This window comes from Pseudalkalibacillus sp. A8 (assembly GCF_045920555.1).
GTDB lineage: Bacteria > Bacillota > Bacilli > Bacillales > Fictibacillaceae > Pseudalkalibacillus.
Genome location: NZ_CP174509.1, coordinates 4,112,357 through 4,137,091 on the forward strand (window position 1 = coordinate 4,112,357; position 24,735 = coordinate 4,137,091).

Annotated in this window: 24 protein-coding genes; 6 read left to right on the forward strand and 18 right to left on the reverse strand. The window is 41.5% G+C overall.

All coding sequences use genetic code 11. From position 1 onward, the window contains the following. Window positions 1-111 precede the first annotated feature (111 nt). Window positions 112-1,227 (reverse strand): citrate synthase, encoded by a 1,116-nt coding sequence (citZ, locus tag ACJROX_RS21110; RefSeq protein WP_408007170.1) that lies wholly within the window; start codon window positions 1,225-1,227, stop codon window positions 112-114. 570 nt (window positions 1,228-1,797) lie between these two features. Further along, the gene (locus tag ACJROX_RS21115) at window positions 1,798-2,262 is read right to left on the reverse strand and encodes a DUF441 domain-containing protein (RefSeq protein ID WP_408007171.1); all 465 of its coding nucleotides are present in this window, start codon (window positions 2,260-2,262) and stop codon (window positions 1,798-1,800) included. Between the two features lie 101 nt (window positions 2,263-2,363). Here ACJROX_RS21115 and ytvI point away from each other — a divergent pair, with 101 nt between their 5' ends. Further along, window positions 2,364-3,482, forward strand: coding sequence for a sporulation integral membrane protein YtvI (gene ytvI / locus ACJROX_RS21120; protein ID WP_408011722.1), 1,119 nt, complete (start codon window positions 2,364-2,366; stop codon window positions 3,480-3,482). A gap of 195 nt (window positions 3,483-3,677) precedes the next feature. Here the strand turns inward: ytvI and ACJROX_RS21125 are convergent, their stop codons facing one another. The 8 genes from ACJROX_RS21125 to ACJROX_RS21160 all read right to left on the reverse strand — a co-directional run bounded on the left by ACJROX_RS21125 (window position 3,678) and on the right by ACJROX_RS21160 (window position 14,539). Then, window positions 3,678-4,073 carry an FxsA family protein gene (locus ACJROX_RS21125; protein WP_408007172.1) on the reverse strand — a complete coding sequence of 132 codons (396 nt, stop codon included), beginning with the start codon at window positions 4,071-4,073 and terminating at the stop codon, window positions 3,678-3,680. 50 nt (window positions 4,074-4,123) lie between these two features. Next, window positions 4,124-5,878, reverse strand: a complete 1,755-nt coding sequence (gene pyk / locus ACJROX_RS21130) for a pyruvate kinase (RefSeq protein ID WP_408007173.1) — start codon at window positions 5,876-5,878, stop codon at window positions 4,124-4,126. Between the two features lie 74 nt (window positions 5,879-5,952). Then, window positions 5,953-6,912, reverse strand: a complete 960-nt coding sequence (pfkA, locus tag ACJROX_RS21135; protein WP_408011723.1) for a 6-phosphofructokinase — start codon at window positions 6,910-6,912, stop codon at window positions 5,953-5,955. Window positions 6,913-7,036: 124 nt separating this feature from the next. Further along, window positions 7,037-8,014, reverse strand: a complete 978-nt coding sequence (gene accA / locus ACJROX_RS21140) for an acetyl-CoA carboxylase carboxyl transferase subunit alpha (RefSeq protein ID WP_408007174.1) — start codon at window positions 8,012-8,014, stop codon at window positions 7,037-7,039. Continuing rightward, window positions 8,014-8,868, reverse strand: coding sequence for an acetyl-CoA carboxylase, carboxyltransferase subunit beta (accD, locus tag ACJROX_RS21145; RefSeq protein ID WP_408007175.1), 855 nt, complete (start codon window positions 8,866-8,868; stop codon window positions 8,014-8,016). Before accD ends, accA begins: the two co-directional genes overlap by 1 nt. Window positions 8,869-9,007: 139 nt before the next feature. Beyond that, a complete protein-coding gene (locus tag ACJROX_RS21150; protein ID WP_408007176.1) occupies window positions 9,008-9,643 on the reverse strand; it encodes a FadR/GntR family transcriptional regulator in 636 nt (211 codons plus the stop codon). A 31-nt stretch (window positions 9,644-9,674) separates the two neighbouring features. Next, complete coding sequence (locus ACJROX_RS21155; RefSeq protein WP_408007177.1) at window positions 9,675-10,913, reverse strand: NADP-dependent malic enzyme; 1,239 nt, start codon at window positions 10,911-10,913, stop codon at window positions 9,675-9,677. Between the two features lie 257 nt (window positions 10,914-11,170). Then, window positions 11,171-14,539, reverse strand: coding sequence for a DNA polymerase III subunit alpha (locus ACJROX_RS21160; RefSeq protein WP_408007178.1), 3,369 nt, complete (start codon window positions 14,537-14,539; stop codon window positions 11,171-11,173). Between the two features lie 140 nt (window positions 14,540-14,679). On the opposite strand from ACJROX_RS21160, the gene ACJROX_RS21165 reads away from it, so the two are divergent. The 3 genes from ACJROX_RS21165 (at window position 14,680) to ACJROX_RS21175 (ending at window position 15,800) form a co-directional block, all read left to right on the forward strand. Continuing rightward, window positions 14,680-15,006, forward strand: a complete 327-nt coding sequence (locus ACJROX_RS21165) for a YtrH family sporulation protein (RefSeq protein WP_408007179.1) — start codon at window positions 14,680-14,682, stop codon at window positions 15,004-15,006. A gap of 3 nt (window positions 15,007-15,009) precedes the next feature. Further along, window positions 15,010-15,513 (forward strand): sporulation membrane protein YtrI, encoded by a 504-nt coding sequence (gene ytrI / locus ACJROX_RS21170; protein WP_408007180.1) that lies wholly within the window; start codon window positions 15,010-15,012, stop codon window positions 15,511-15,513. 104 nt (window positions 15,514-15,617) lie between these two features. Continuing rightward, the gene (locus ACJROX_RS21175) at window positions 15,618-15,800 is read left to right on the forward strand and encodes a hypothetical protein (RefSeq protein ID WP_408007181.1); all 183 of its coding nucleotides are present in this window, start codon (window positions 15,618-15,620) and stop codon (window positions 15,798-15,800) included. Between the two features lie 238 nt (window positions 15,801-16,038). Here ACJROX_RS21175 and ACJROX_RS21180 read toward each other — a convergent pair whose 3' ends face one another. Further along, a complete protein-coding gene (locus ACJROX_RS21180; protein WP_408007183.1) occupies window positions 16,039-16,983 on the reverse strand; it encodes a DHH family phosphoesterase in 945 nt (314 codons plus the stop codon). A gap of 116 nt (window positions 16,984-17,099) precedes the next feature. Here ACJROX_RS21180 and ACJROX_RS21185 point away from each other — a divergent pair, with 116 nt between their 5' ends. Beyond that, window positions 17,100-17,402: a YtpI family protein gene (locus ACJROX_RS21185; RefSeq protein WP_408007184.1), complete on the forward strand. Its 303-nt coding sequence runs from the start codon at window positions 17,100-17,102 to the stop codon at window positions 17,400-17,402. A gap of 439 nt (window positions 17,403-17,841) precedes the next feature. Here ACJROX_RS21185 and ACJROX_RS21190 read toward each other — a convergent pair whose 3' ends face one another. The 5 genes from ACJROX_RS21190 to ACJROX_RS21210 form a co-directional block, all read right to left on the reverse strand. Next, complete coding sequence (locus ACJROX_RS21190; RefSeq protein ID WP_408007185.1) at window positions 17,842-19,158, reverse strand: DRTGG domain-containing protein; 1,317 nt, start codon at window positions 19,156-19,158, stop codon at window positions 17,842-17,844. 76 nt (window positions 19,159-19,234) lie between these two features. Continuing rightward, window positions 19,235-19,480 (reverse strand): hypothetical protein, encoded by a 246-nt coding sequence (locus tag ACJROX_RS21195; protein ID WP_408007186.1) that lies wholly within the window; start codon window positions 19,478-19,480, stop codon window positions 19,235-19,237. A gap of 87 nt (window positions 19,481-19,567) precedes the next feature. Beyond that, window positions 19,568-20,248, reverse strand: a complete 681-nt coding sequence (locus ACJROX_RS21200) for a metal-dependent hydrolase (RefSeq protein ID WP_408007187.1) — start codon at window positions 20,246-20,248, stop codon at window positions 19,568-19,570. 560 nt (window positions 20,249-20,808) lie between these two features. Then, window positions 20,809-21,933, reverse strand: a complete 1,125-nt coding sequence (gene ald, locus ACJROX_RS21205; protein WP_408007188.1) for an alanine dehydrogenase — start codon at window positions 21,931-21,933, stop codon at window positions 20,809-20,811. Window positions 21,934-22,343: 410 nt separating this feature from the next. Further along, the gene (locus ACJROX_RS21210) at window positions 22,344-22,514 is read right to left on the reverse strand and encodes a hypothetical protein (RefSeq protein WP_408007189.1); all 171 of its coding nucleotides are present in this window, start codon (window positions 22,512-22,514) and stop codon (window positions 22,344-22,346) included. A 150-nt stretch (window positions 22,515-22,664) separates the two neighbouring features. Here ACJROX_RS21210 and ACJROX_RS21215 point away from each other — a divergent pair, with 150 nt between their 5' ends. Then, window positions 22,665-22,979, forward strand: a complete 315-nt coding sequence (locus ACJROX_RS21215; protein ID WP_408007190.1) for a hypothetical protein — start codon at window positions 22,665-22,667, stop codon at window positions 22,977-22,979. A 343-nt stretch (window positions 22,980-23,322) separates the two neighbouring features. Here the strand turns inward: ACJROX_RS21215 and ACJROX_RS21220 are convergent, their stop codons facing one another. Together ACJROX_RS21220 and ACJROX_RS21225 are read right to left on the reverse strand one after the other, a co-directional pair. After that, window positions 23,323-23,835, reverse strand: a complete 513-nt coding sequence (locus ACJROX_RS21220; RefSeq protein ID WP_408007191.1) for a molybdenum cofactor biosynthesis protein B — start codon at window positions 23,833-23,835, stop codon at window positions 23,323-23,325. A gap of 12 nt (window positions 23,836-23,847) precedes the next feature. Further along, window positions 23,848-24,684 carry an EcsC family protein gene (locus ACJROX_RS21225; protein ID WP_408007192.1) on the reverse strand — a complete coding sequence of 279 codons (837 nt, stop codon included), beginning with the start codon at window positions 24,682-24,684 and terminating at the stop codon, window positions 23,848-23,850. Window positions 24,685-24,735 lie beyond the last annotated feature (51 nt).

Below are 24,735 nucleotides of genomic sequence, written 5' to 3' on the forward strand. Positions count from 1 at the left end.
TATCGTAACAAAAATTCTTGGGAATGACTCATAAAAAGAGTCTGATGAAGTCAACTGACATGCTGAATCTCATCCGACACTTTTAAAGTGGAACCGATATGTCCATTCCAATTAGCGATTTTCGATTGAAACATACTTTTGCTTTGATGGTCCTGTGTACTCAGCACGCGGACGGATTAGACGGTTGTTTTCATATTGTTCAAGGATGTGTGCAAGCCAGCCTGAAACCCTGCTCATTGCAAAAATAGGTGTAAAAAGATCATGTTTGAGACCTAGACTGTGATAGACTGATGCTGAATAGAAATCGACATTAGGTAGTAAGCCCTTTTCATTCGTCATCAATTTATCGAGTTTCACAGACATATCATACCACTTCGTTTCACCAGTGATGCTAGTCAATTGTTTAGACATTTCGCGTAGGTGTTTTGCACGAGGGTCTCCATTCTTATATACACGATGGCCGAACCCCATAATTTTTTCTTTACGCTCAAGCGCTTGTTTCAAATAGGATTCTACGTTTTCCGGGTTACCGATTTCCGTAAGCATCTTCATGACCCTTTCGTTAGCGCCGCCGTGAAGAGGTCCTTTCAATGCACCGATTGCAGCAGTGACACCTGAATACATATCAGATAATGTAGCCACACAAACACGGGCTGTAAATGTAGAAGCGTTGAGCTCATGATCAGCATGGAGTACTAATGCTTTATTGACAGCTTTTTCCGAAATCCCATCAGGCTCTTTTCCGTTAAGCATGTACAAAAAGTTTGCAGCATAGCTAAGTTTTTCATTTGGTTGGATGACTTCTTGTCCATCACGCAAGCGGGAAAATGCAGCGACGATAGATGCAAGCTTCGCTTGAAGACGAATCGCTTTCGTGAAATTGGCTTCTTTACTCATTTCATCAGCTTCGCTATCATATAATCCTAGCGCTGATATTGCAGTTCTCACTGCAGCCATTGGATGGATTTCATCAAGCGGAAAGCTTTTCATCATATCCAATACTTGTTCTGGCAAAGCATAGTGTTTGGATAACTCAGCATTGAAATCATCCAATTCCTTTTGGTTAGGCAATTTACCGTACCAAAGTAAGTAAACAACCTCTTCAAAGCTTGCATAGTCTGCAAGGTCATCAATATTGTAGCCGCGGTACGTCAGTACACCGTCGATGATGGAACTTACCGAAGATGTAGTCGCTACAATGCCTTCTAAACCTCTAGTGGTGGTCATGGCTCTCTCTCCTTTTAATAGATTGAATTCTCTGTTCTCTTAATACAATAAAGCACGTGTCCAAAAAGTGACGAACTTTTTGTATCAAAGAAAATGTTTACACTATAGTAAACACATTAATTAAGGAAGGATAAAACGCATACATTTCAATTATAAACAAGTTTTTAAACTTTGTGAACGCCTACGACTCGAAAACCTTAATCTATCAACAAAATTCTCTTTTCAAACTCATTGGCTTTGTTAATCTTATATTGGTGATTTCCGCTTAATTCACTCCCTTTCCGCGGGCGAACCGCAAGCCTCCTCGCTCACTTGCAAAGGATGTCAACACAAAAATGAAATCATTTTCGTGTCTGCGATGAGAATTAGAAGCTTTCCTTATGCTGGCTTCGACGTTCACCACAAGACCACGGACTTTACATTTCATCCTTTTAGTTTTGCGCCGAGTAACCGCAGACGCAGGACGTGGTGGTTGTTAGTCGAAGATCCTTAAATCACTGCGGGGTCTCGCCTGGCTCGCTATTCCCCTCAGGAGTGTCGTAAATTTCGTTTATCAACACTTTAACAAAGTCATAATGAAATGTAGTGTACGACTTTCATGACCAAGTATGCAATCCCTGCTCCAATCAACGGACCAACTGCTATTCCATTAAATAAACTTACTGCTAAAATTGTACCAAAAACCAGTGCTGTCGTAATGTGAGGATCTTCAGCGAGGAGCTTGATCCCGCTTGAAGCTATTAATGCAACGGCAATACCAGACCCGAGGGCGATCCATGCATAGGATGATTTCAGGGCTTCTCCCAACTGTTTGAACCCGATATCCCCAGTGGCAATTGGAACCAGGACAGCTATCGTAATAATGGTGACCCCCCATTCAATCCCTTTTTTTTGAAAGGTGGGAAAAACCTTGTCACCAAGACCTGCCCATTTGATAACTAGTAAAAAAACGACAGCGATCAATAATGACTTATTCTTAGCCCAAAGAGCAATTCCTAATAATATCAATAGGAATAAAGATGGCTGGTTGAACATTCTTTTTTCTTCCTCTCTAGATAACATTGAATCTTCGTGCTAACAATTGTAAAATAATACTATTCCACAGGGTGGAAGCCCTGGTGAAAGGATCGAGGCCATTGAACCTTCATTATGTATATAGCTTTCTAAGATTTTTATTAATCATCGCAATCATCATCTTCTCTTTCTATGCCTTATTACTTACGGCAAAGGTTACATATCCTTTCATCATCGCATTTTTCTTAGCTTTGATGATCAATCCGATTGTAAATCTTCTAGAGCGGAAAGGTAAGATGCCTAGAGGTATTGCTGTCATGATCGTTTTAATTCTATTGCTCGGGTTGATTGCCGGATTTCTGACTTTGTTGATCAGTGAGATGATTTCCGGATTCGGGTATTTGGCAGAAGTGATTCCACAGCATACGCAGACGCTCGTTCATTTTGGGCAAGCCTATTTCACCCAGCAGATTTTACCGATCTATTATGACCTGCTTGCTATGTTCAAAAACCTGGACCCGACCCAGCGTGAAACGGTCATCGGCAATATCCAAACGATTGGTGAAAACATAACCGATAATGTCAAAGGATTTGTGCAATCTGTATTGATCGGATTACAGAACTTTTTACTTAGTTTGCCTAATGTCGTCACCGTTATGATTTTTTCTTTACTTGCAACGTTTTTCATCAGTAAGGATTGGTATCGTTTCAAAGGATGGTTGGAGAAAAAGACCCCTGAACGGACTGTTGAGAGCGGCCGAAGTGTCTATAATGAGCTTCGTAAAGCGCTTGTCGGCTTCCTCAAAGCACAATTGACGCTCATTTCAATTACTGCAGCGATTGTCCTAGTCGGGCTTCTGATTTTGCGAGTAGACTATGCAATAACCATAGCTATCCTGATCGGTATCGTCGATCTCTTACCTTACCTTGGCACTGGTGCTGTATTTGTACCCTGGATCATCTACTCGTTCGTCATGGAAGAATTCACGTTGACGATCGGATTGTCGATTTTATATGGGGTCGTAATCGTACAGCGTCAAATCATGGAACCTAAGATCCTATCGTCCAGTATCGGTTTGGACCCACTTGCTACATTAATCTCTTTATTTGTAGGATTCAAGTTATTCGGTTTCCTTGGCCTGATCATTGGTCCTGTTACTCTGGTTGTCATTCGTGCGTTGAGTCAAGCCAATGTCTTTGAGGATCTCTGGCGTTTCATAATCGGTAAAAAAGCAGCATGATAAAGAAAGATTTAAAGCTCCTTTCAGCTCCATTTTCTGAACCGGCTGAATCAAGCTAGCTTGATTACCCGGTTCAAGAATGAAGCTACCTTTCAATTTTGTTGAAAGGCGTGTGAAATGAACTTTTACATGAATGAGCTGAAAATCTTCGAAAATTAAAACTGGACTGACTTAGTGTCAGCCCAGTTTTTTTAGTTAACGCCTGATTGTGAATGTAAATTGTCCTGAGTCAATCTTCTTTTTTATGAATCGTCTCATACCGATCTTCACAAAAGTTCTGGTATAAGGGATCAGCAACAAGAAGCCTACTGTATCCGTAATGAATCCTGGCGTTAGCAACAATGTACCGCCTACCAGAATACAGATTCCATCTAATAGGACGTCACTCGGTATTTGAGCATTTTGTAATTGGATCTGTACCAATCTCAGCGCTTGTATGCCTTCTTTTTTTGCCAGCCATGCACCGATGATCCCTGTTATGATAATCAGAAGAATTGTGACAGGTACGCCGAATGTATTACCAGACCAAATTAATATCCCAATTTCCATTGCAGGTATGATGATAAGCAATAATAAAAGAATTCGAAACATAGGCTCGCTCCTTAGGACGGGGTTACTACAATTATAGCCCAAAAAGCGGCTTATAGCACACTTGTCTTCCCGCTGTATACAACACCGCGCGAACCATCTACAGTAATATCTTGACCATCCTCCAAGATTTTCGTAGCATTCTCAATCCCAACTATGACAGGAATCCCCAGACTCAAACCAACCACAGCTGCATGGCTAGTCAGTCCACCTTCTTCTGTAATGATTGCTGAGGCTTTTTTCAAAGCAGGCATCATTTCTCGATCTGTTCCAATCGTAACAAGGATATCTCCTTCATTAATTTTCGTAGTCGCATCCTCTGCATTGTTTGCTACAACTACTTTTCCTGCAACTGAGCTTTGACCGATTCCTTGACCTTTGGCAATTACATCGCCGACAACGTGAACCTTCATGAGATTGGTAGTGCCCGTTTCTCCAACAGGTACACCTGCAGTGATAAGGACGAGGTCCCCGTGATTAACAATGCCGGACTTAAGGGAAGCATCTACGGCAATTTCCAACAGTTCATCAGTCGATCGTGCTTGCTCACTAAGCTGAGGTGTCACGCCCCATACAAGGGACATCCTTCTGCAAACCACTTCAGAACTTGTCACCGCAATGATTGCTGCCTCTGGGCGGTATTTTGAAATCATACGTGCAGTATGGCCGCTTTCTGTTGGGGCAATGATAGCAGATATATTCAAGTTGTATGCTGTGTGAGACACAGATTGGCTGATCGCATCCGTCACTGTCAGCTTACTTGATTTGCTTCTGGAATGAAGGATATCAGCATGGTTCATCGCCGTTTCTGCCTTCAGGGCAATCTTATGCATCGTTTGTACAGCCTCAACTGGATATAGCCCTGCTGCCGTTTCTCCTGAAAGCATAATTGCGTCTGTGCCATCAAAAATCGCATTTGCCACGTCACTTGCTTCAGCACGCGTAGGACGCGGATTACGCTGCATGGAATCTAGCATTTGAGTTGCTGTAATGACAGGCTTCCCTTTGTCGTTACACTTACGGATCAATTCTTTTTGGACAAGGGGGACTTCCACAGCTGGAATTTCAACACCGAGGTCTCCACGGGCAACCATCAAACCATCTGAAACTTCGAGGATTTCATTGATATTATCAACGCCTTCCTGATTTTCGATCTTCGGTATGATTTGGATATGTTCTGCATTCTGTCGTTCCAGAATTTCACGGATTTCTAATACATCGGAGGCCCTACGTACAAAAGAAGCAGCGATAAAATCAACACCTTGACGAATACCAAACTCGATATCACGTGCATCCTTGTCTGTAATACCCGGAAGATTGACGGACACGTTCGGGACGTTCACTCCTTTTTTGTTTTTCAATGTCCCACTATTCAATACACGTGTATGAAGCTGTTTATCCTCTACTTTTGTCACTTCCAGTTCAAACAGACCATCATCGAGCAGGATTTTCGAACCAACCTTGACATCATTCACTAGTCCAGGATACGTAACAGAGATCTTGGTCTCGTCTCCTATAACTTCTTCCATGGATACGATCAGGTCTTGTCCAGCCTTCAATTCCACTTCTCCATTCTCCAATGTTCCAGTACGGATTTCCGGACCCTTCGTATCAAGGAGAATCGCGACCGTTTTCCCTGTCTTCTCTGCCGCTTGCCGGATGTTCGTGATCCGGGCACCATGCTCTTCAAAATCCCCATGTGAAAAATTCAGTCTTGCAACATTCATCCCTGCATTAATCAATGATGTCAATGTTTCTACAGTTTCACTTGCTGGTCCTATTGTACAAACAATCTTGGTATTTCTCATCATGTTCCTCCTTGAAATTAACTCTTCTATAAAATGCATTGGAGAAGGCCATAAGCCGTCCTATCAAAGCATCTTTATATGGATAGCTCTTGAGAGAGCTTGTACATCTCATTATCGATTTTGTGGGGGTGAGACAGGACCTCGTTTATGTCATGTGTAACGATTTGGTTATTTTGAATCCCAACTGCTTTACCAGCTTCTCCGGCGATTAGCATCTGGACCGCTCGTGCTCCTAGGCGGCTAGCTAACACACGGTCAAATGCTGTGGGAGAACCACCGCGTTGGATATGGCCCAGAACGGTGACCCTTGTCTCATAATTGGTGGATTCTTTAATTTGGTTGGCAATATCCACACCACTGCCTACGCCCTCTGCAACGACGATGATACTATGCTTTTTCCCTCTTTCATGTCCACGGCGTAATCGGTCAGTGATCTCTTCCATTTTAAAGTCTTCCTCAGGAATCAGAATTGATTCAGCTCCTCCAGCTAGTCCTGACCAAAGGGCGATATCCCCGGCATTCCTTCCCATCACCTCGATCACATAAGTTCTTTCGTGAGAAGTTGCTGTATCCCGGATCTTATCGATTGCATCGATCACTGTATTCAAGGCAGTGTCGAACCCGATTGTATAATCAGTCCCGGAAATATCATTATCGATTGTCCCTGGTAAAGTGATAGTCGGGAACCCATGTTCCGTCAGTTTTTGGGCACCTCGATAGGAGCCGTCACCACCGATGACGACCAGTCCCTCAATACCGAATTTCTTCAGCTGCTGAACTCCTTTCATTTGCCCCTCGTGAGTTTTAAACTCTTCACATCGAGCTGAATACAACATCGTTCCGCCCCTATGGATGATATCACCTACAGAGCCGAGCTCCATCTTTTCGATATGCCCATTAATGAGACCTGCATATCCATGATAAATCCCGTATACTTCTATTTCCTGATATATAGCTTCACGTACGACAGCTCTTACAGCTGCATTCATACCTGGGCTGTCTCCTCCACTAGTTAATACTCCAATCCGCTTCATATCTTTCACCTCGACCAATAGTTGTGTTAGTTGTGTTCTTAAAATATCATGTTCCAAAATGGAAGACAATAGACAAACATCCAACAGAAAAAGTGCTTTCCCATTGCGGGAAAAGCACTTTCTTTTATTTTACGCCAATGGAATCGTTTTCAAAGGTGTATTGTCCGATTTTTTTGTATTTTTCATATCGATGCGCTACAAGTTCATCACTAGTCATTTTTGATAGCTCGTCTAGTGATGATTTAAGTACAGTTTCTATAAGGGATGCTTGCTTTAGAAGATCGCGATGAGCCCCGCCTTCCACCTCTGGAATCATTTGATCGATAATACCCATATCAAGCAAGTCAGGGGCCGTGATTTTCATAGTGTCGGCAGCTCTTTTTGCCTGTGTGGAATCCTTCCACAACAAAGCCGCAGCACCCTCAGGCGAAATCACAGAATACCACGAGTTTTCCAGCATGTGAACATGGTTTCCTACACCAATTGCGAGAGCTCCGCCACTAGCACCTTCACCGATTACAATACATATGACAGGCACCGTTAAACCTGCCATTTCCACAAGATTGCGAGCGATTGCTTCACTTTGCCCACGTTCCTCAGCTGACATACCAGGATAAGCACCCTTTGTATCAAGAAGACATACGATCGGTCTGTTGAACTTCTCTGCTTGTTTCATCAATCGTAGAGCTTTTCTATATCCCTCAGGATGGGGCATACCAAAATTCCTGCGTAGGTTCTCCTTCGTATCCTTACCTCGCTGATGACCGATCACAGTCACTGGTTTGCCATGGAATTTTGCGATTCCGCCAACAATCGCTTCATCATCCCCATAAAGACGATCACCATGCAACTCAAGGAAATCGGTGAAGAGAGTGGTGATATAATCCAGGGTTGTCGGTCTTTCAGGATGTCGAGCCAATTGGACACGGTCCCATGGGGTCATGTTGCCGTAAATTTCTTTTTCAACCTTTTCAAGCCGTTCTTCTAATCGTTGAAGTTCGTCAGTCAGATCGATTCCTTTTTCATCCATAAATCTTTTAAGTTCAGCAATTTTACTGCGTAACTCCTTTGCAGGACGTTCAAACTCTAAATCTCCTACCATTACTCTTCACCTCCTTCGTGAATATCCAACACATTCGATAGTGTCGCCTTCATTTTCGTTCGATGGATCACATCATCCAACTGGCCGTGTTTCAGTAAAAATTCCGCTGTTTGAAAGTCCTCCGGCAGCTCTTGCCTTATCGTCTGTTCAATGATCCGGCGCCCGGCAAATCCAATCAATGCTTGCGGTTCAGCAAAATTATAATCTCCTACAGACGCAAAGCTTGCTGAAACTCCCCCTGTTGTAGGATGAGTCATTACAGAAATAAACAATAATCCTTCTTCATGGTGACGTTTCAATGCAACACTTGTTTTTGCCATTTGCATCAGACTCAGAACGCCTTCTTGCATTCTAGCCCCACCAGATGCAGTAAAAATGATGAAGGGCTTTCGTTCTTCTGTTGCAACTTCTATTGCCCGAGTAATCTTTTCACCGACAACAGAACCCATGCTTCCCATTCTGAAGTGTGCGTCCATCACGGCGAAAACGATCGAATGCCCATCAATATCGCCTCTTCCAGTCACAACAGCTTCAGTTATTCCTGTCTTCTTTTGATCTTTTTCAATTGTTTCCAAGTAGTTTGGAAAGTGCAGTGGGTTTTCAGTCTGCATTTCTTTGTTGATTTCGTTAAACGTACCCTGATCGATGATAAGGTTGATGCGCTCTTTTGCTGTCATGCGGAAATGATGATCGCAAGAAAGACACACTTTATTAGCCTTATTCAGTTCCTTTGTCGTCATGATTGTCTTACAAACCGGGCATTTGGTCATCAATCCTTCAGGAACCTCTTGCTTAACTCGATCAGAAGGTATCGTCGCATATTTTCTTTTCTTGGCAAACAAGTCTTTTAACAAGTTGTTGCACCTCCATAAATCACTAAATAAAAAAGCACAAGCGCCAGGCTTAGCCTCAACAGACCATGGACAGTCCGTTGAAGCAGGTTGAAGCGAACGGGTTGACGATGGCGCTGAGCCAGGTATATTTCTAATCTACTTATTGCTGATACCTTTGTATGGAAGATAACTGATTTTCTTCCATTCCTGCTTGGATCAACGATGTTATATTTTTGTAATCGGATAATTTATAAGAGTATTTTTTCTTAGAACAAGTATCATCATATTCATTCAATTCAATCCACAGTCTGTACAGTAAAAAGTTCTGTGCGGCGTCAAAAACGATCTTGAAAAAATCCCATTCCATAGCAGACGACATTTTATCGGCACTGGCCTCTTCCATCCGAGAAAGCAAATCCTTCAATTTTGAAATCTGTTCCTCTGTTCTTCTCTCAGAAGCAAGCATGATGGCGTTTTTCTCAATAAGATTTCTTGTTTCCGCCAGCTCCTCTTTAGCTGTGGTATCGTTCAAAATAAAGGAAGCAAGCACCTCGACAAGGCGATGCTTCTTAGGTTCTTTTATAAATGTTCCCTCGCCTCTTCGTGTTTCGATCAACCCTAACAATTCCATAGCCCTCAATGCTTCACGAACAGAGGATCTGCCGACATTCAGCCTTTCTGACAATTCCCTTTCAGACGGAAGTTTGTCTCCTGGCTGCAGTTGATCATCAAACATGATTGTCTTCAGCTTGTTTAAAATTTCTACAAACATCTTTTCACGAGGTTTGGTTGTCATTTATACGCCACCCACTTTTTCAGAAGCTTTTCTATTCTTCATCGATAAGGGCAAGTCGGCGGGTTTTCTCTGCAATATCCTCAGGATTGACCTCGATTCTGGCAACGCCAGTTTCCATTGCTGCTTTTGCAACAGATGCCGCCACCGCTGGAGCAACTCGAGGATCGAACGGTGCAGGTATGACATAATCGTCCGAAAGTTCGGTCGTTTGGATCAGGTTTGCTATTGCATAAACAGCTGCAATCTTCATTTCTTCATTGATGTGGGTAGCACGTGTATCAAGTGCTCCACGGAAAATCCCTGGGAATGCAAGGACATTATTGACTTGATTCGCGAAGTCAGAGCGTCCTGTCCCGATCACTTTAGCACCGGCTGCCTTTGCTTCATCAGGCATGATTTCAGGAACCGGGTTCGCCATTGCAAAAATAATCGGATCTTCGTTCATACTTTTTACCATATCAGGTGTCAAAGCACCTTCTACAGAAACCCCGATGAAGACGTCCATTCCTTTTACTGCCTCTTCTAGTGATCCTTCTATTTGTTGTCGGTTCGTAAAGTGTGCAACTTCTGCCTTTACTCGATTCATTCCATAAGGTCGGCCTTCATAAATCGCACCCTTTGAGTCGCACATGATGATGTCTTTCACACCGAATCTGTTCAAAAGTTTGATGATGGCAATCCCGGCAGAACCCGCACCATTCACAACAACTTTGATGGAAGACATCGACTTACGAGTCAATTTAAGCGCATTGACCAACCCGGCAACCGTTACGATCGCTGTGCCATGTTGATCATCATGGAAAATCGGAATGTTCGTTTCTTTCTTCAACCGCTCTTCAATGATGAAACAATTAGGAGCGGCGATATCTTCGAGGTTTACACCGCCAAATGTCGGTTCCAGCAATTTGACCGTTTGGACAATCTGATCCACATCACTCGTATTCAGACAGATAGGAAAAGCATCTACACCTGCGAAGCTCTTGAAAAGGACCGCTTTGCCTTCCATGACAGGAAGTGCCGCTTCTGGCCCGATATTACCAAGGCCTAGAACTGCTGTGCCATCTGAAACTACAGCAACAGTATTCCCTTTCATTGTGTATTCATAGACTCTGTTTTTATCTTCGTATATATCCTTACATGGTTCTGCGACGCCAGGAGAATAAGCAAGACTTAGGTCAGTCGCATTTCTAACTGGTACTTTTGCTTTGGATTCTAGTTTACCTTGATTGATTCTATGCATGTGCAGTGCTTCTTCTCGAGAAACAGACATAAGTTCATCTCCCTTATTCTTATAATATATAGGCTCCGATAATAAAATAATTTGTTGGCTTGGCTAAAGGATTGAGCCAACACTCAAGCTATGTCTATGGAGAGTAAAATGTGTTTTAAATAAACAGAATTGTTGTACACTGCCTAGACTATAATTTTCGCCTGTTGTAGTACATATTAGATAAATCAAGGTGGTCTGACCACCTATCGACCTATTCATTATAACAAACTGGGTCAACCTGTAAAGAAAATTACGGTTTATTTTAAAACAACATTTTTCGTTCCAAGCAACGACTCAAACTTTACAATACATTCATGAGTAGGGTCAATATTAAACTCGTTAGATAATCTTACAGTCTTTCTATCTTGTTCATAGTATAAAATGACGTCTGTGTTTCCCGGGTATTGCAGGACAATTTTTTTGATATGGTGCAGAACTCCACTTTCCTGTTGAGATGGGTCCACCTTGAGAAATAGACTTCGATTCTTCTTTTCATCTGGATTCGGCAGTGTCTGTAAGTCAGCAGCTTTGTCAATGATGATCTTTAAGCCTTCAGAAGTTTCTATATTTCCTTCAACAAGCAGGAGTTTCCCCTCCTGATACAGGTCAGGAGTTTTTTGATACGTCTTTGGGAAGACAATCCCCTCAATTTCACCAGTTTCGTCACTCAATTGGACAAACGCCATCCAATCTCCCTTTTTCGTTTTGATAAGCTTTGCTTTAGTGATCATGACTCCTAGCCGAATAGATTGTTCATTATTATCAATCTCTCCAACTTGCTTACGGTTATAAACATCAAGGATTGAATTAAATTCTTCTAAAGGATGTCCGGTCAAATAAAAGCCAAGTACTTCATATTCGAACTGAAGATTTTCTTTATCCTGAAAAGGTGGTACATCTTCCATGACAGGCTTATCTGAATGATTATCATCCTCGAAAAAGTCAATTTGGCCTTCCTCTTCAGCCTTTTGAATTTTAGACCCATGATCGATTGCCATATCAAGATTAGCCAAAAGCTGGGCCCGGTTGTTTGAAAATTCATCTAAGCAACCTGCGAGTATCAACGATTCTAACGATCGTTTATTCAACGTTTTTAGAGATACTCTTCTGCACAAATCGAAAACATCCTGATATGGACCCTTTCTTCGCTCTTTTAAAATGGCTTCGATGGCACGTAAACCTACGTTCTTGATGACAAGAAAACCCATCCGTAAGCCTTGATTTTCGACTGTGAATCCAGCGTCACTTGAATTGATGGAAGGCGGGAACACTTCAATCCCTTTTTGACGGGCTTCGCTTAGATAAGCTGCTGTCTTTCCTTGATTTCCTACCGTACTGCTGAGAAGTTCAGCTAAGAAATATAATGGATAGTTCGCTTTCAAGTAAGCCAGTTGATATGCGATCACACTATAAGCTACGGCATGGGAACGATTGAATCCATAGTTGGCGAACCGGACAATCAAATCATAAATGTCGTTTGCTGAGTCGGAATCATAGCCTTTACGGATTGCCCCGTTCACAAAGAATTCCCTCTGTTCATGGAGCACTTCTGCTTTTTTCTTACTTACAGCTCGTCTAAGCAAATCGGCTTCACCTAGAGAGAATCCTGCCATGGTTGAAGCAATCTGCATGATTTGTTCCTGATAAACGATAACCCCATAAGTCTTGCCTAAAATCGGCTCTAGAGCAGAATGTGGATACTGTACTTGAGTCTTCTTGTGTTTCCGCTCAATGTAGGTCGGAATGTTTTCCATCGGGCCTGGTCTATACAAGGCATTAACTGCGACGATATCCTCGAATTCAGTAGGTTTCAGCTTTCGTAAAACCTTTCGCATCCCATCGGATTCAAGTTGGAAAATCCCAGTCGTATCACCCTGGCTTAACAGTTTATATGTTTTGTAATCATCGAACGGCAATTCGTCTAGAGAAATCTCTTCTCCTGTACTTTTCTTTATTGAAGCTTTAATGTTCTCTAACAAAGTTAAATTACGAAGACCTAGAAAGTCCATTTTGAGAAGGCCGATCTCCTCTAAACCATCCATCGTATATTGGGTCAGATCCAAGAATTCGCTTCCCGATTGAGTGGGCACGACCTCATGAAGAGGATCTCTGCTGATGATGATACCCGCTGCATGAGTTGAAGAATGCCGCGGCAGTCCTTCAATTGTTTTTGAAATATTCCATAAGGTTTGGGTTTCTTGTGATTGATCTAGTGTTTTTTTGAGTAACGGCGATTCATTGATAGCCTTTTCTAATGTGATTCCTGGCCGTGAAGGAATCTGTTTTGCTACTTTATCTACCAAGCGGTTATCGAGATTCAACACACGGCCGACATCCCTTACAGCCGCCTTTGCTGCCAATGTTCCAAACGTAATGATTTGGGCAACCCGATCTTTCCCATATTTATTCGAAACATATTCAATGACTGCGTCTCTCCGTGTGTCGGGAAAATCAATGTCAATATCAGGCATTGATACTCTCTCCGGGTTTAAGAACCGCTCGAAAAGTAATTCTTTTTCGATTGGATCCACCTGGGTGATGTACAACACGTAAGCAACGAGTGAACCCGCTGCTGAACCCCGTCCAGGACCTGTCATAATCCTGTTTTCTCGAGCATATTTCATAAAATCCCAGACAATTAAGAAGTAATCATTGAAGCCCATTTCCTCAATGATCTTTAATTCATATTCCAGACGGTCGTCTACCTTGGAAGACGGAGCACCATACCGTTCTTGTACGCCTTTTTCACAAAGTTTTCTTAAGAAAGAACCACTGGTCTCTACAGGAGGTAAAGGATATTGGGGTAAGATTGGATTGCCAAACCCCAATGTAACATTACACTTTCCAGCAATTTCTATGGTATTTTGAATCGCTTCAGGAATATGTGCGAAACGGTTCTCCATTTCTGAACTCGGTTTGAAATAATGCTCATCTGTCGGGTAACGTTCATGATCACCATCATTCAATTTCGTGCCAAGCTTGATCGCTCGTAACGCTTCAAAAGCGTTCGCGTCGACCTTATCTATGTAATGGATATTATTTGTAGCCACTACCGGAACATCGGTTTGTTTGGATAGTTGGCTGATGTTCAGGTTAAGTTCTTTTTCCCTTCCGAGCCCGTGATCTTCTATTCCTAAATAAAAATCCCTTCCGAACGACTGCTTCATTTTCCTGCACATCTGCTCAGCAATCTGCCTGTCAGTCTGAAGAAAACGCTGAATGATCCCATTTAAACCTGTAGAAATTATGAGAAGACCTTCCCTGAACTTGTGGATATCCGAAAGACCAAGAGCTGGTTGCTGTTTGCCTTCATATGTCTGGAGCATGGAACTAAGTTTGATCAACTGACGGTAACCGGTCTGATCTTTGGCGTATAAAAGAAGTTTCGCAGGTAATGATCCTGCATCCGAACTAAAGTGAAGATCTGCTTCGAGACCAAGGATCGGTTTTATACCTTTCTCTACACAAGATTTATAGAACGGGAGTATGCCATACATGACATTTCGATCGGTAATTGCTAACGCCTGCATTCCATCTTCTCTTGCACGCTCGGTTAGTCGATCGATTCTGCAAGCACTTTCTAACAATGAATACTCACTATGTACGTGCAAATGAACAAATCCCATTTGAGTCACTCCCTTCCTTTTATCCTAATCTCATTATATACAAGACTGTAACAACATGAAATCAAGCATACTTATTTGCGGTTGTCCATACTTATAAATTGAGAGAGTTTATCAGATTCTCAGGTAAAGGTGGGGTCTGTTTGGTCAGAGAATTTGTTTCGACGACAATTATCTATTTCTGTATTGCATTTGGAATCATATTAGGGGGGTGTTTAGTCGGGGCGATCGGAATGATGTTGACAGGAAAGCCACCGTTCCTTTCTATGACACAATTATCCAAAAGCTTGAAAATATGGGCGATTGTTGCTGCAATCGGCGGTACCTTCGATACTATCGATAATTTCGAAAGAGGGTTTGAAAGCGAAGCTTGGATTGAAGTCATCAAGCAAATCCTTTATATCGTCTCGGCTTTGCTTGGTGCGAATTCAGGCGGAGCAATCATACAATGGATTACCCAGGAGGATTAGAAGATGCGGATTCCTCCTCTCTATCGTCGTAAAGGTTACCAACGTTTTTTTGCCGGAATCGTGATTGGCTTCATATGCGGATGGTTCTTTTTCCTGCTAAGTTTCGGTAGTCTACAGGAATTTTATATGACAGAGATCGATCGAAGGGATGAAGAGATCAAAGACCTGAATGAGAAATTCAAACATTTTAGAGAAGATTATGAAGAAAAAAATAAAGAAAATGAAAAAAAGCTCCGTATCCAAGAAATTAAAGTCAGTTTTTTGAACCGAGAACAAGTAGGGCTGAAAGGGCTCCCATTGATCGAGCTTGAAAATGCCGTGAAATCGCAATTAAATGACGTCTTGACAAAAGACATTGAATCAGTAGGCCAAAACTCAAATTTATTGATCCGTACTCTTGAAAACAAGAACTTCTTCATCGGTAAAGAAACGTATAATGTGAATGTCTATCAGATGCATCTTTATACAACTTTACGATTATATTTAAAAGTAGAACGAGTAAACTAGGCTTGTTTTTTGACATTTGTGAGACATTTGGGTTTCATTGTTAGCAAAGTACATGCACATCGTATACAATATAAATAGGAAAAAACATGAAAGGGGGATTGTGAATGATCATCAGCCGAAAAGAAATGGCGAGGGCGAAAGTCGAAAAGCTTAAAAACGGTTATTCCGCGTTCGCTGAAACAAAAGAGGTCGCGGAACTGATTAAGAAGCAAGCTACCGCACTAAACATCGAATTTATAGAGGACGTGACAGAAATTGGATCCTGGTTCATCCCAGCCAAACAATAATTTACTGAAAACATAGCCCCAGCCTTTTCATAAAAAGGAATTGGGGCTTTTATTTTTTGTAATGGATGTTTATATATAATGTGGAGTAAGAGAATCTTTTTAATCGAAATTTGCGACACTCCTGCGGGAAAAGCGAGCCAAGCGAGACCCCGCAGCGAGGAACGAGCGAGGAGGCTTGCGGATCGCCCGCGGAAAGGGAGTAAATTTCGCAAAAAAGATAAAAAGCTTTTTTTGAAAATCATTTGTAAGCCTTACAAGCATCCACAAGATCCTGAATGATCTGCTCAGTCTCCTCCATTGTGTATACTGTAGCACCGGATGCCATAGGATGACCTCCGCCATTGTATTTTGCCGCGATCGTATTGACAATCGGCCCTTTAGAGCGAAGACGTACACGAATTTGGCCAGGTTCTTCTACAAAGAAAACCCACGACAAAAGACCTTCAACATTAGAAAAGGAATTGACAAGCAAGGAAGATTCATTTGGCGTTGTATTGAATTTCTCCATTACTTCTTGTGTCAAGTAAATATAGCCTACACCTGGCTCGATGTATTTGAAATTAGTTAATACATAACCATTTAAGCGGGTTAAATTCAATTTCACTTTATACATTTCATTATAGACGGATGAGATATCGAAATCGTAATTCCGTAATTCCCCTGCATATTTCATCGTCTTCTCTGTCGTATTTGGAAACAAGAAACGTCCTGTATCTCCGACAATCCCTGCATATAGGAGTCCAGCCCCTTTATCAGACAGCTTGAATTTATGGTTTTCTTTCCCATATAAAAAGAACTCATAGATCATTTCACTGACACTGCTTGCATCTGTATCAACCCAAATCAAATCACCGTAACGGTCTTCATTTGGATGGTGATCGATTTTTATAATGAAGTCTCCAGATGAGTAGCGTTCGTCACTGATCCGAGCTTGATTAGCTGTATCACATATAATAACAAGTGCATCCTTGTATACCTCGTCTGAAATCTGATCCATTTCAATCAAGAATTTCAATGATGCTTCTTCTTCCCCGACAACATGGATCGTTTTTTGTGGAAAGCTTGCTTTTAAGATTTCAGCCAAACCTCCTTGTGATCCGAGGGCATCCGGATCTGGACGTACATGCCGGTGAATGATGATTTTTTCATATTCTTTAATCTTCTGTATAATATGTTCTTTCATTCTGGACTCCTTTAACTGTAACCTAATGTTCACTTTAGAATAGTACAATCTATGGAATTTATATACGTTTTTCTATACAATGGAACTCGAAAGATCAATGACATTGGAGGTTTGTTATGCCTGTTTTCATCATATTTATCGTATTATCAATAAGCCTTTATATATTTTATAAAATAAAGGAATTTCGCGTAAAGGCTCCTTATGAGAAGAGATGGACGAAATCCAAAGCTAATATAGCGCTAGGTGTTTTCATTGGAATGTTCGGGCTTAATCGCTTGGTTATCAATGAGTCTACATATGATTTGGTAATCGGTGGTGTATTTTTGATATTGGGCTTGATCAATGTTTTTATGGGTTATAAAGCTTATAAGTATTTTCTACCGCTTGCTGTTGAGGAGAATCAACAGTCTAAGTCGTAGAATATTTTGGACCGATATTTTTTAGTCTGGCCCCTTTTTAATTACATTCTTGCTCCCTACGGGATCTCAATCATTTAAAGAGTCTTTTATTTCAACATGACGCCTCTTTTGTGATTTGAGATCCCGTTTCGTTTCGCTCAAAAAATATATCCATATTTTTTAGGGAGCAAGGGGGATTACTCATATCGGAGGTATTTTCGGGTATATTCTAAGTGAACTACTTATTCGAGACTTCCTCTAAGATTAAATTGTAGGAATTTTGGGTATGTTCCTTGTTGAAAGGCTCTTGTTGGATCAACTCAGAAATTTATAAGCTGATTCGGAACTGATATAAGCGGATTTTTTGATTCTTAAGCCGATTATGAATTATATGAGTCGAGTTCAACTTTTTATAAGCCAATTCCATAAATATATCCGTCGACTCCCTCGGTCTTCCCTTTTAGAGGTGGCGTTCGATAAGTTGTGCCATCATCAGTGCTTTGCCGACGACGTCTCCCTCATGGTAGATCTCGACATCGACTTTCCCATACCGTCTGCTTAGTTCAAGAATCTTTGGACGGATGGTAATTTTACTATCGATTTGCACAGGTTTTAAGAAGTATAGAGTGATATTTTCTACGACGAGGTCACCCTTTTTCTGCTTTCGCAACGCCCTGCTGCCAACCTCAGATACCAGTGTCGTCATTACACCATAAGATAGAGTCCCCAAATAACTCGTCATCTGTGGAGTGACTTCACAGGTGAAGAACACATCCTGTTCATTTTCATTATCTCGAACGTGGCTTGTTATCAGATCATCGAATGTTTCTCCAATCTGCGGCTGCTTTTGAATCATTTGAAGAGCTTTCAACACATCTTGTCTGCTGATGATACCATGTAGTGTTTGCTGTGAATCGACGACAGGTAAAAGCTCAATGCCTTCCCAAATCATCATGTGGGCTGCGTTCGCAACGGAGGTAGTACCACTGACAGTGATTGGATTTTTGGTCATCACTTTCTCAATCGTCAATTCGTTGTCCTTTCCTATAATGTCTTTGGAAGTCACGACCCCAACAATTCGCTTCTTTCTATCTACAACAGGATAACGGCTGTGATTCGTCTCCCTGTTCAACTCGTACCATTTAGAGACCTTTTCTTCGTTCACCAGATAATTTGTTTGTTCGATTGGGATCGTAATGTCACTGACAAGGACGATTTCCTTTTTGATCAACTGGTCATAAATGGCTCGGTTGATCATTGTCGCAACGGTAAACGTATCATAACTCGTTGAAATGACTGGAAGCTCTAATTCGTCTGCCAGCTTCATCACCGTTTCATCGGTATCAAAGCCACCTGTTATGAGGACCGCTGCCCCCGCTTTTAATCCAAGCGCATGTGCTTTTGTTCTGTTTCCGACGATCAACAAGCTGTCCGGGTCCACATAGCGCATCATTGCCTCAAGCTTCATGGCACCGATAACGAACTTGTTGAGAGTCTTATGCAGCCCTTTTTTTCCACCAAGGACTTGTCCATCAACAACATTGACAACCTCAGCAAATGTAAGCTTCTCGATGTTTTCTTTACGTTTCTTTTCTATACGGATCGTACCTACACGCTCAATCGTACTGACCGTCCCTTGATTTTCTGCATCTTTTATAGCCCTGTAAGCAGTACCCTCACTAACGGAAAGAGCTTTTGCAATTTGTCTGACAGAAATTTTGCTTCCGATTTCTAATGTTTCGATATACTCTAATATTTGTTCATGTTTTGTAGACATCTTTTCACCAAGCTTTCTAAAACCGATCTCCCAAATTGCTAAGTCTTTCCTATTATACTAAGGGTGACTCGTTACATCAATATTGTCTGACTCTCTTTCGTTCCTTATCTGGACGTTTGAGAGATGTGCTTTCGGTGGTTTGCTGTGGATATCTCCGGAAAAGCAATACTGAAAAATTCCCGCCGATCACAAGTAGAGCAAAGAATAACCAGATGGCAGAAAACCATCCACCCAGCCCTGTCCCGATTTCAGGTAGATACGGAACAGCAAAGTATACAAGTGCCAGGGCACCTAGTAAGGATAAAATCAGTCTATTTTTCATAAAGTCATTCTCCTTTCCCTTTGCATAGGGGATGTCCTTTTTACTCAATGTATGCAAATACCCTCTTAGAAAGAAGAATGAGCCTTGTTAAAGTTCGATGGATTCTCCAGATTTTAATGCGCGTCCTTTTTTACCTTCCAGCTGATTTACAAACGCGTCAGGATCTTGCTCGATAACAGGGAACGTATTGTAATGGATCGGTACTACATAATTTGCTTTCAGCCAGCTTGCAGCAATCGAAGCATCTTCAGGTCCCATCGTAAAGTTATCACCGATTGGCAAGAAAGCGAGGTTGATATAGTTCTGGTCACCAATCAATTTCATATCGGAAAACAATGCTGTATCACCGGCATGGTAAACTGTTTTGTCCTCAGCTATGAATAGAATTCCTGCTGGCATCCCAGTGTAAACGATAGTTCCATCCTCTTCAGTATAGCTTGAACCATGGAAAGCCTGGGTCAACTTCACTTTCCCGAAATCAAACTGGTATGCACCACCGATATGCATCGCATGGATCTCAACACCTTTAGAACCTAGGTAATTTGCTAATTCAAATGGCGCGACAACCAAAGCATCGTTCTTTTTCGCAATATCTACCGTATCTCCAACATGGTCGTTGTGGCCATGGGTAAGTAGAATCACATCTGCCTTTACATCATCTGCTTTAATGTGACATTGTTCATTTCCTGTAATGAAAGGATCAATCCAAATTGATTTTCCATTTGTTTCGATAGCGACTACTGAATGGCCATAATACGTTACTTTCATTTAAGATCTCTCCTCTTTCAAATTAATTTCTGTGTAATTCCTTCTCCTAAAGTATTTCGGTTTCCTTCTACTAGTAGAAACAAAACACAAGATACATACCATCCTTGTACCCGTTTCACCCTTCATTTTACACATCAGAATGGAATTTAAAAAATAATTTGGGGTGAATAGACTCTGGGTAAAATTCAATCCCTTTCCGAACGATCCGCAAGCCTCCTCGCTCACTTGCACAGGATCTCAGCACAAAAACGAAATCATTTTCGTGTCTACGATGAGAATTCTTAGAAGCTTTCCTTATGTTGGCTTCGACGTTCACCACAAGATCACGGACTCATATCCCATCCTTGTAGTTTTGCGCCGAGTAACCGCATAGTCGAAGTTCATTATTATACTCGAAGATCCTTAAATCGCTGCGGGATCTCACCTGGATTGCCTTTTCAACTGGAGTGTTACGAATTCCGTTTCAAAAAATTCCTTGCAAAAATCAACACTATTTAACAAAGCCGTTGAATAAAAAAAGAGACTGAGCACATCCGTGTCAGTCTCTGTTCCATCGGCATTTATATTTTATTTGAGAGCATTTCCTTTACATCATTGTACTCTATACCATGTGCCTCAGAAACTGCTTCATATGTCACGTAGCCATCAAGTGTGTTGATTCCTTTTAGTAGAGCATCATTATCACTGCAAGCTTTGACGTAACCTTTATTGGCAATTTCCAAAGCATAAGGGACGGTGACATTTGTCAAAGCAATCGTAGAGGTACGCGGAACCGCACCTGGCATGTTTGCAACAGCATAGTGGACTACTCCATGTTTTTCATACGTCGGGTTATCATGAGTGGTAATGCGATCAGTCGTTTCAAAAATACCGCCCTGATCGATTGCAACATCAACGAGGACAGATCCTTTTCTCATTTTCTGGATCATTTCCTCAGTAACAAGCTTAGGCGCTTTCGCACCTGGAATCAGTACAGCACCGATGACAAGATCAGAATCTACTACAGCTTCAGCAATATTCAGTGGATTAGACATTAACGTATTGATATCAGAACCGAAAATATCATCCAACTGGCGAAGCCGCTCTGGATTCAAGTCGATGACCGTCACACTTGCACCTAAACCAACAGCGATTTTCGCTGCATTTGTACCCGCTACACCCCCGCCGATGACAGTAACTTTACCTCTGTGCACTCCAGGAACGCCTCCAAGCAGGATCCCCATTCCGCCATGAGGTTTTTCGAGGAATGAAGCACCGATCTGTGTAGCCATTCTACCTGCCACCTCACTCATTGGTGTCAACAATGGAAGACTGCGATTAGGTAGCTGTACTGTTTCGTAAGCAATACCGACAACTTTATTTTCAATCAACGCTTTTGTCAATTCCGGTTCTGCAGCCAAATGTAAATATGTAAATAAAATTAGTCCTTCGCGGAAATATTGGTATTCTTCCGGCAATGGTTCTTTAACCTTCATTACCATTTCCATGCTCCAAGCTTCTGCTGCAGAATCGACGATCTCAGCCCCAGCTTCTTGGTATTGTTCATTCGTAAAACCTGATCCGAGTCCAGCATCTCTTTCAATGAAAACCTCATGCCCCGATGTTTTCAGATTAACTACACCAGCTGGCGTCATTGCGATACGATTTTCATTATTCTTAATTTCTCTTGGTACACCAATACGCATTTTTACAACCTCCTAAATCAACAAATCTTCAATAACTACCACGTCGTCGATCTTGTCCAAATTGACTGCCATTTAAAGATAACACCAATTGACAAAAAGAAAAAGGGAAAAATCGTTGTATATACTGAAATGAGCGTATTTTTCACACTTTTCCATACGTTGCCATCATAACACAAAATAATAAAGGAAGTAGCCTATAATCATAAGGTTTGTTTTATTGGGTGATTTTATTTATCTTTTTGGCTTGTTGAATAGTCATGTTGATTTTTGTATGAAATTTTCTAGAACAAAATTCGCGCCACTTCAGTGGGAAGGGAGTGAATTTTGCATATATCAACAATAAACTTTAACAGAGCCATTTTTTGAAGACCTCTTCTTTTTAAATGTTTCGAAAAGGTCTTCACTGGAACTTATCTCAATTGATTCTGTCTTCCATCCTCTTGGTGTGGAGCCTCAATATGATTCGGGCCTGCTTGACCGACAACACCGCTTTGATAGGATTGCAAGATTTGGTTTTGTACTTCTATTTCACCTTCTGTTTCAAATTGATATTTTTTGTTTTTATTAGGTTGTTTCTCCATGATCTGCGCCTCCTTGTCCTATAAGATTCAATTTTAGTATGTGAAATAGACCACCTCATTATTTGAACCAATATGAGCCAAAGTACGTCATGTCGATAGCCGAAATCGACCATTTTATGTACAATGTGTGTTAGTAGGAGGAATGGATGGATGATATATACATTTACAAATGATGAACGCTTAGGGATCAAGCTTCCGTTATTAGAGCAATCTTGGAATAACTATACGAAAGAAACTCAAGAATTGATATTAGCAGAATGGGAAACGATTCGAGGAAAAATTCCCGATCGAATCAAGGAATTGGAAAATGAAATCAACGACAGACAAAGCCAACTCTATCAAGAGGAAGACTTCGAACGTTCATGTGAGTTGAATTCTGAGATATCTGAATTAGCCTCCATTATCAATGATTTGTGGATCTGGTATCGAGCTAACAATCACATCACTCAAAAAGGACATTACTAACATTTGTTGGCTTCGTTAAATAGTAATGTTGATTTTTGGCAAGAAGTTTCCTGAAGCCAAATTCGCGACACTCCTGCAAGAAAAGCGAGCCAGGCGAGACCCCACAGCGAGGATCCAGAGAAGTGATGTCCAGCTCAGCGACCAGTCACTTGGATCACTTCAAACTTCCTGCGGCTGCCTCCTCGTCAGTTCTCCAGTGATCTATGTGACTATGCGGGTCGCTTCCGCTTTTCATCAGCCCCCGGAAAGGGAGTGAATTTTGCCTATATCTAACACTCATTGCAAAATGAGTTTTTTCTTTTGATTAAAAATAAAAGACGACCCAATTTAATTGAGCCATCTCTTACAAATCTTTTTTGATTTCACGGACGACATGATTGATTTCAGGAAGGATCAGTTTACTCATAGCCAGCTTTACTGCACCGGTCGATCCTGGTACCGAAAAAATCACTGTATCATTATAGACACCTGCAATTGCCCTGCTTAGTATTGCGGCTGAACCGATATCCTCTGTATAACTTAACATTCTGAAAAGTTCTCCAAAGCCGGGGATTTCTTTATCCAAAAGTTCTGATACTACTTCTACAGAAACATCCCGCTTAGCAATGCCTGTCCCACCATTCATGATGATCGCATCCGTTCCGGAGTCACTTGCTCCGCTCCTTAATATCTCTTGAAGAACGATCGACTCATCTTTTACGATTTTGTATGAAGAAATCGTGTGGCCGTTATCTTCAAGTGCTGCTAAAATATACTTTCCGCTCTTATCCGTTTCCTTTGTCCGTGTATCACTGACTGTTATGACCATTACTCGTACATGGTTTGGCGCTTCCTTTTTGTGTTCTTCCACACTCATCACCTATCACCCTTAGTTCCGTTTTTCTAGTAGCCAACGTTTCTGATAAAACTGGTTTGCAAAATCTGTGATCTGCCTTGAAAGCTGATAATTAGCTGTTGCTCCATATACCATCCCCATCAACGGAATTCCTTGGATCAGGCGTTTTCGCAACATGAAAAGAACCATTCCTTTACCGACTAAACTTACCAGGTGCCGCATCCATTGACTGTCAGCAACCAGCTCGTCTGATTCGAAAAAGTATGGATTGATTTCTTGGTCCAAAACCTCGCTCATCAACTGCTCCCATGCTTCATGCTGATGCTGCTTCGGCAATGTAGCGGCATGAAATAATTTCAGTGATAACATGGTTTCATAAGGTTGGTTGATCGAATATCCATATGAAAGGGAAAGTACTTGGATTGATCTCAAATGCGCTGCAATGCTTGCAGGTATATCAATCCCTAAAAACAAAATACCGCCTGCTCCTGATAAACCGCCTTGTGCAAAAGAAAGGAGCCTATGTTTCGCTACTTGATGCTGCGCTATGTATCTAAGCTGTTCAATCCGGCAATCCTGGACATCTTCCCAAACTTCCACATCTTTGTTCATTGATTGAGCTGACAGCAGCACTCTCTGCTTTGTATCTTGTTGGAATTGTGAATTCAAAATGATTGAATGCAAATGGAAAAGCAGGTTGTCGATTGTTTGAAGTGCTTTCCCCCTAATCCTCGAAGAAATCCTGCTGAAGACATCCTCAAATGTTTTTTCATACGCTCTATTGAAGTCAGTCGGAACATATGTAAAATATTCTTGCTCCCATTTTTCAATGGAAGACCAAACTTGCTTTTCATTTTGAGACCATTCCATACCGTCCACCTCCAAGAATCACTTTTCATCCATTATAACAAAACTGACACG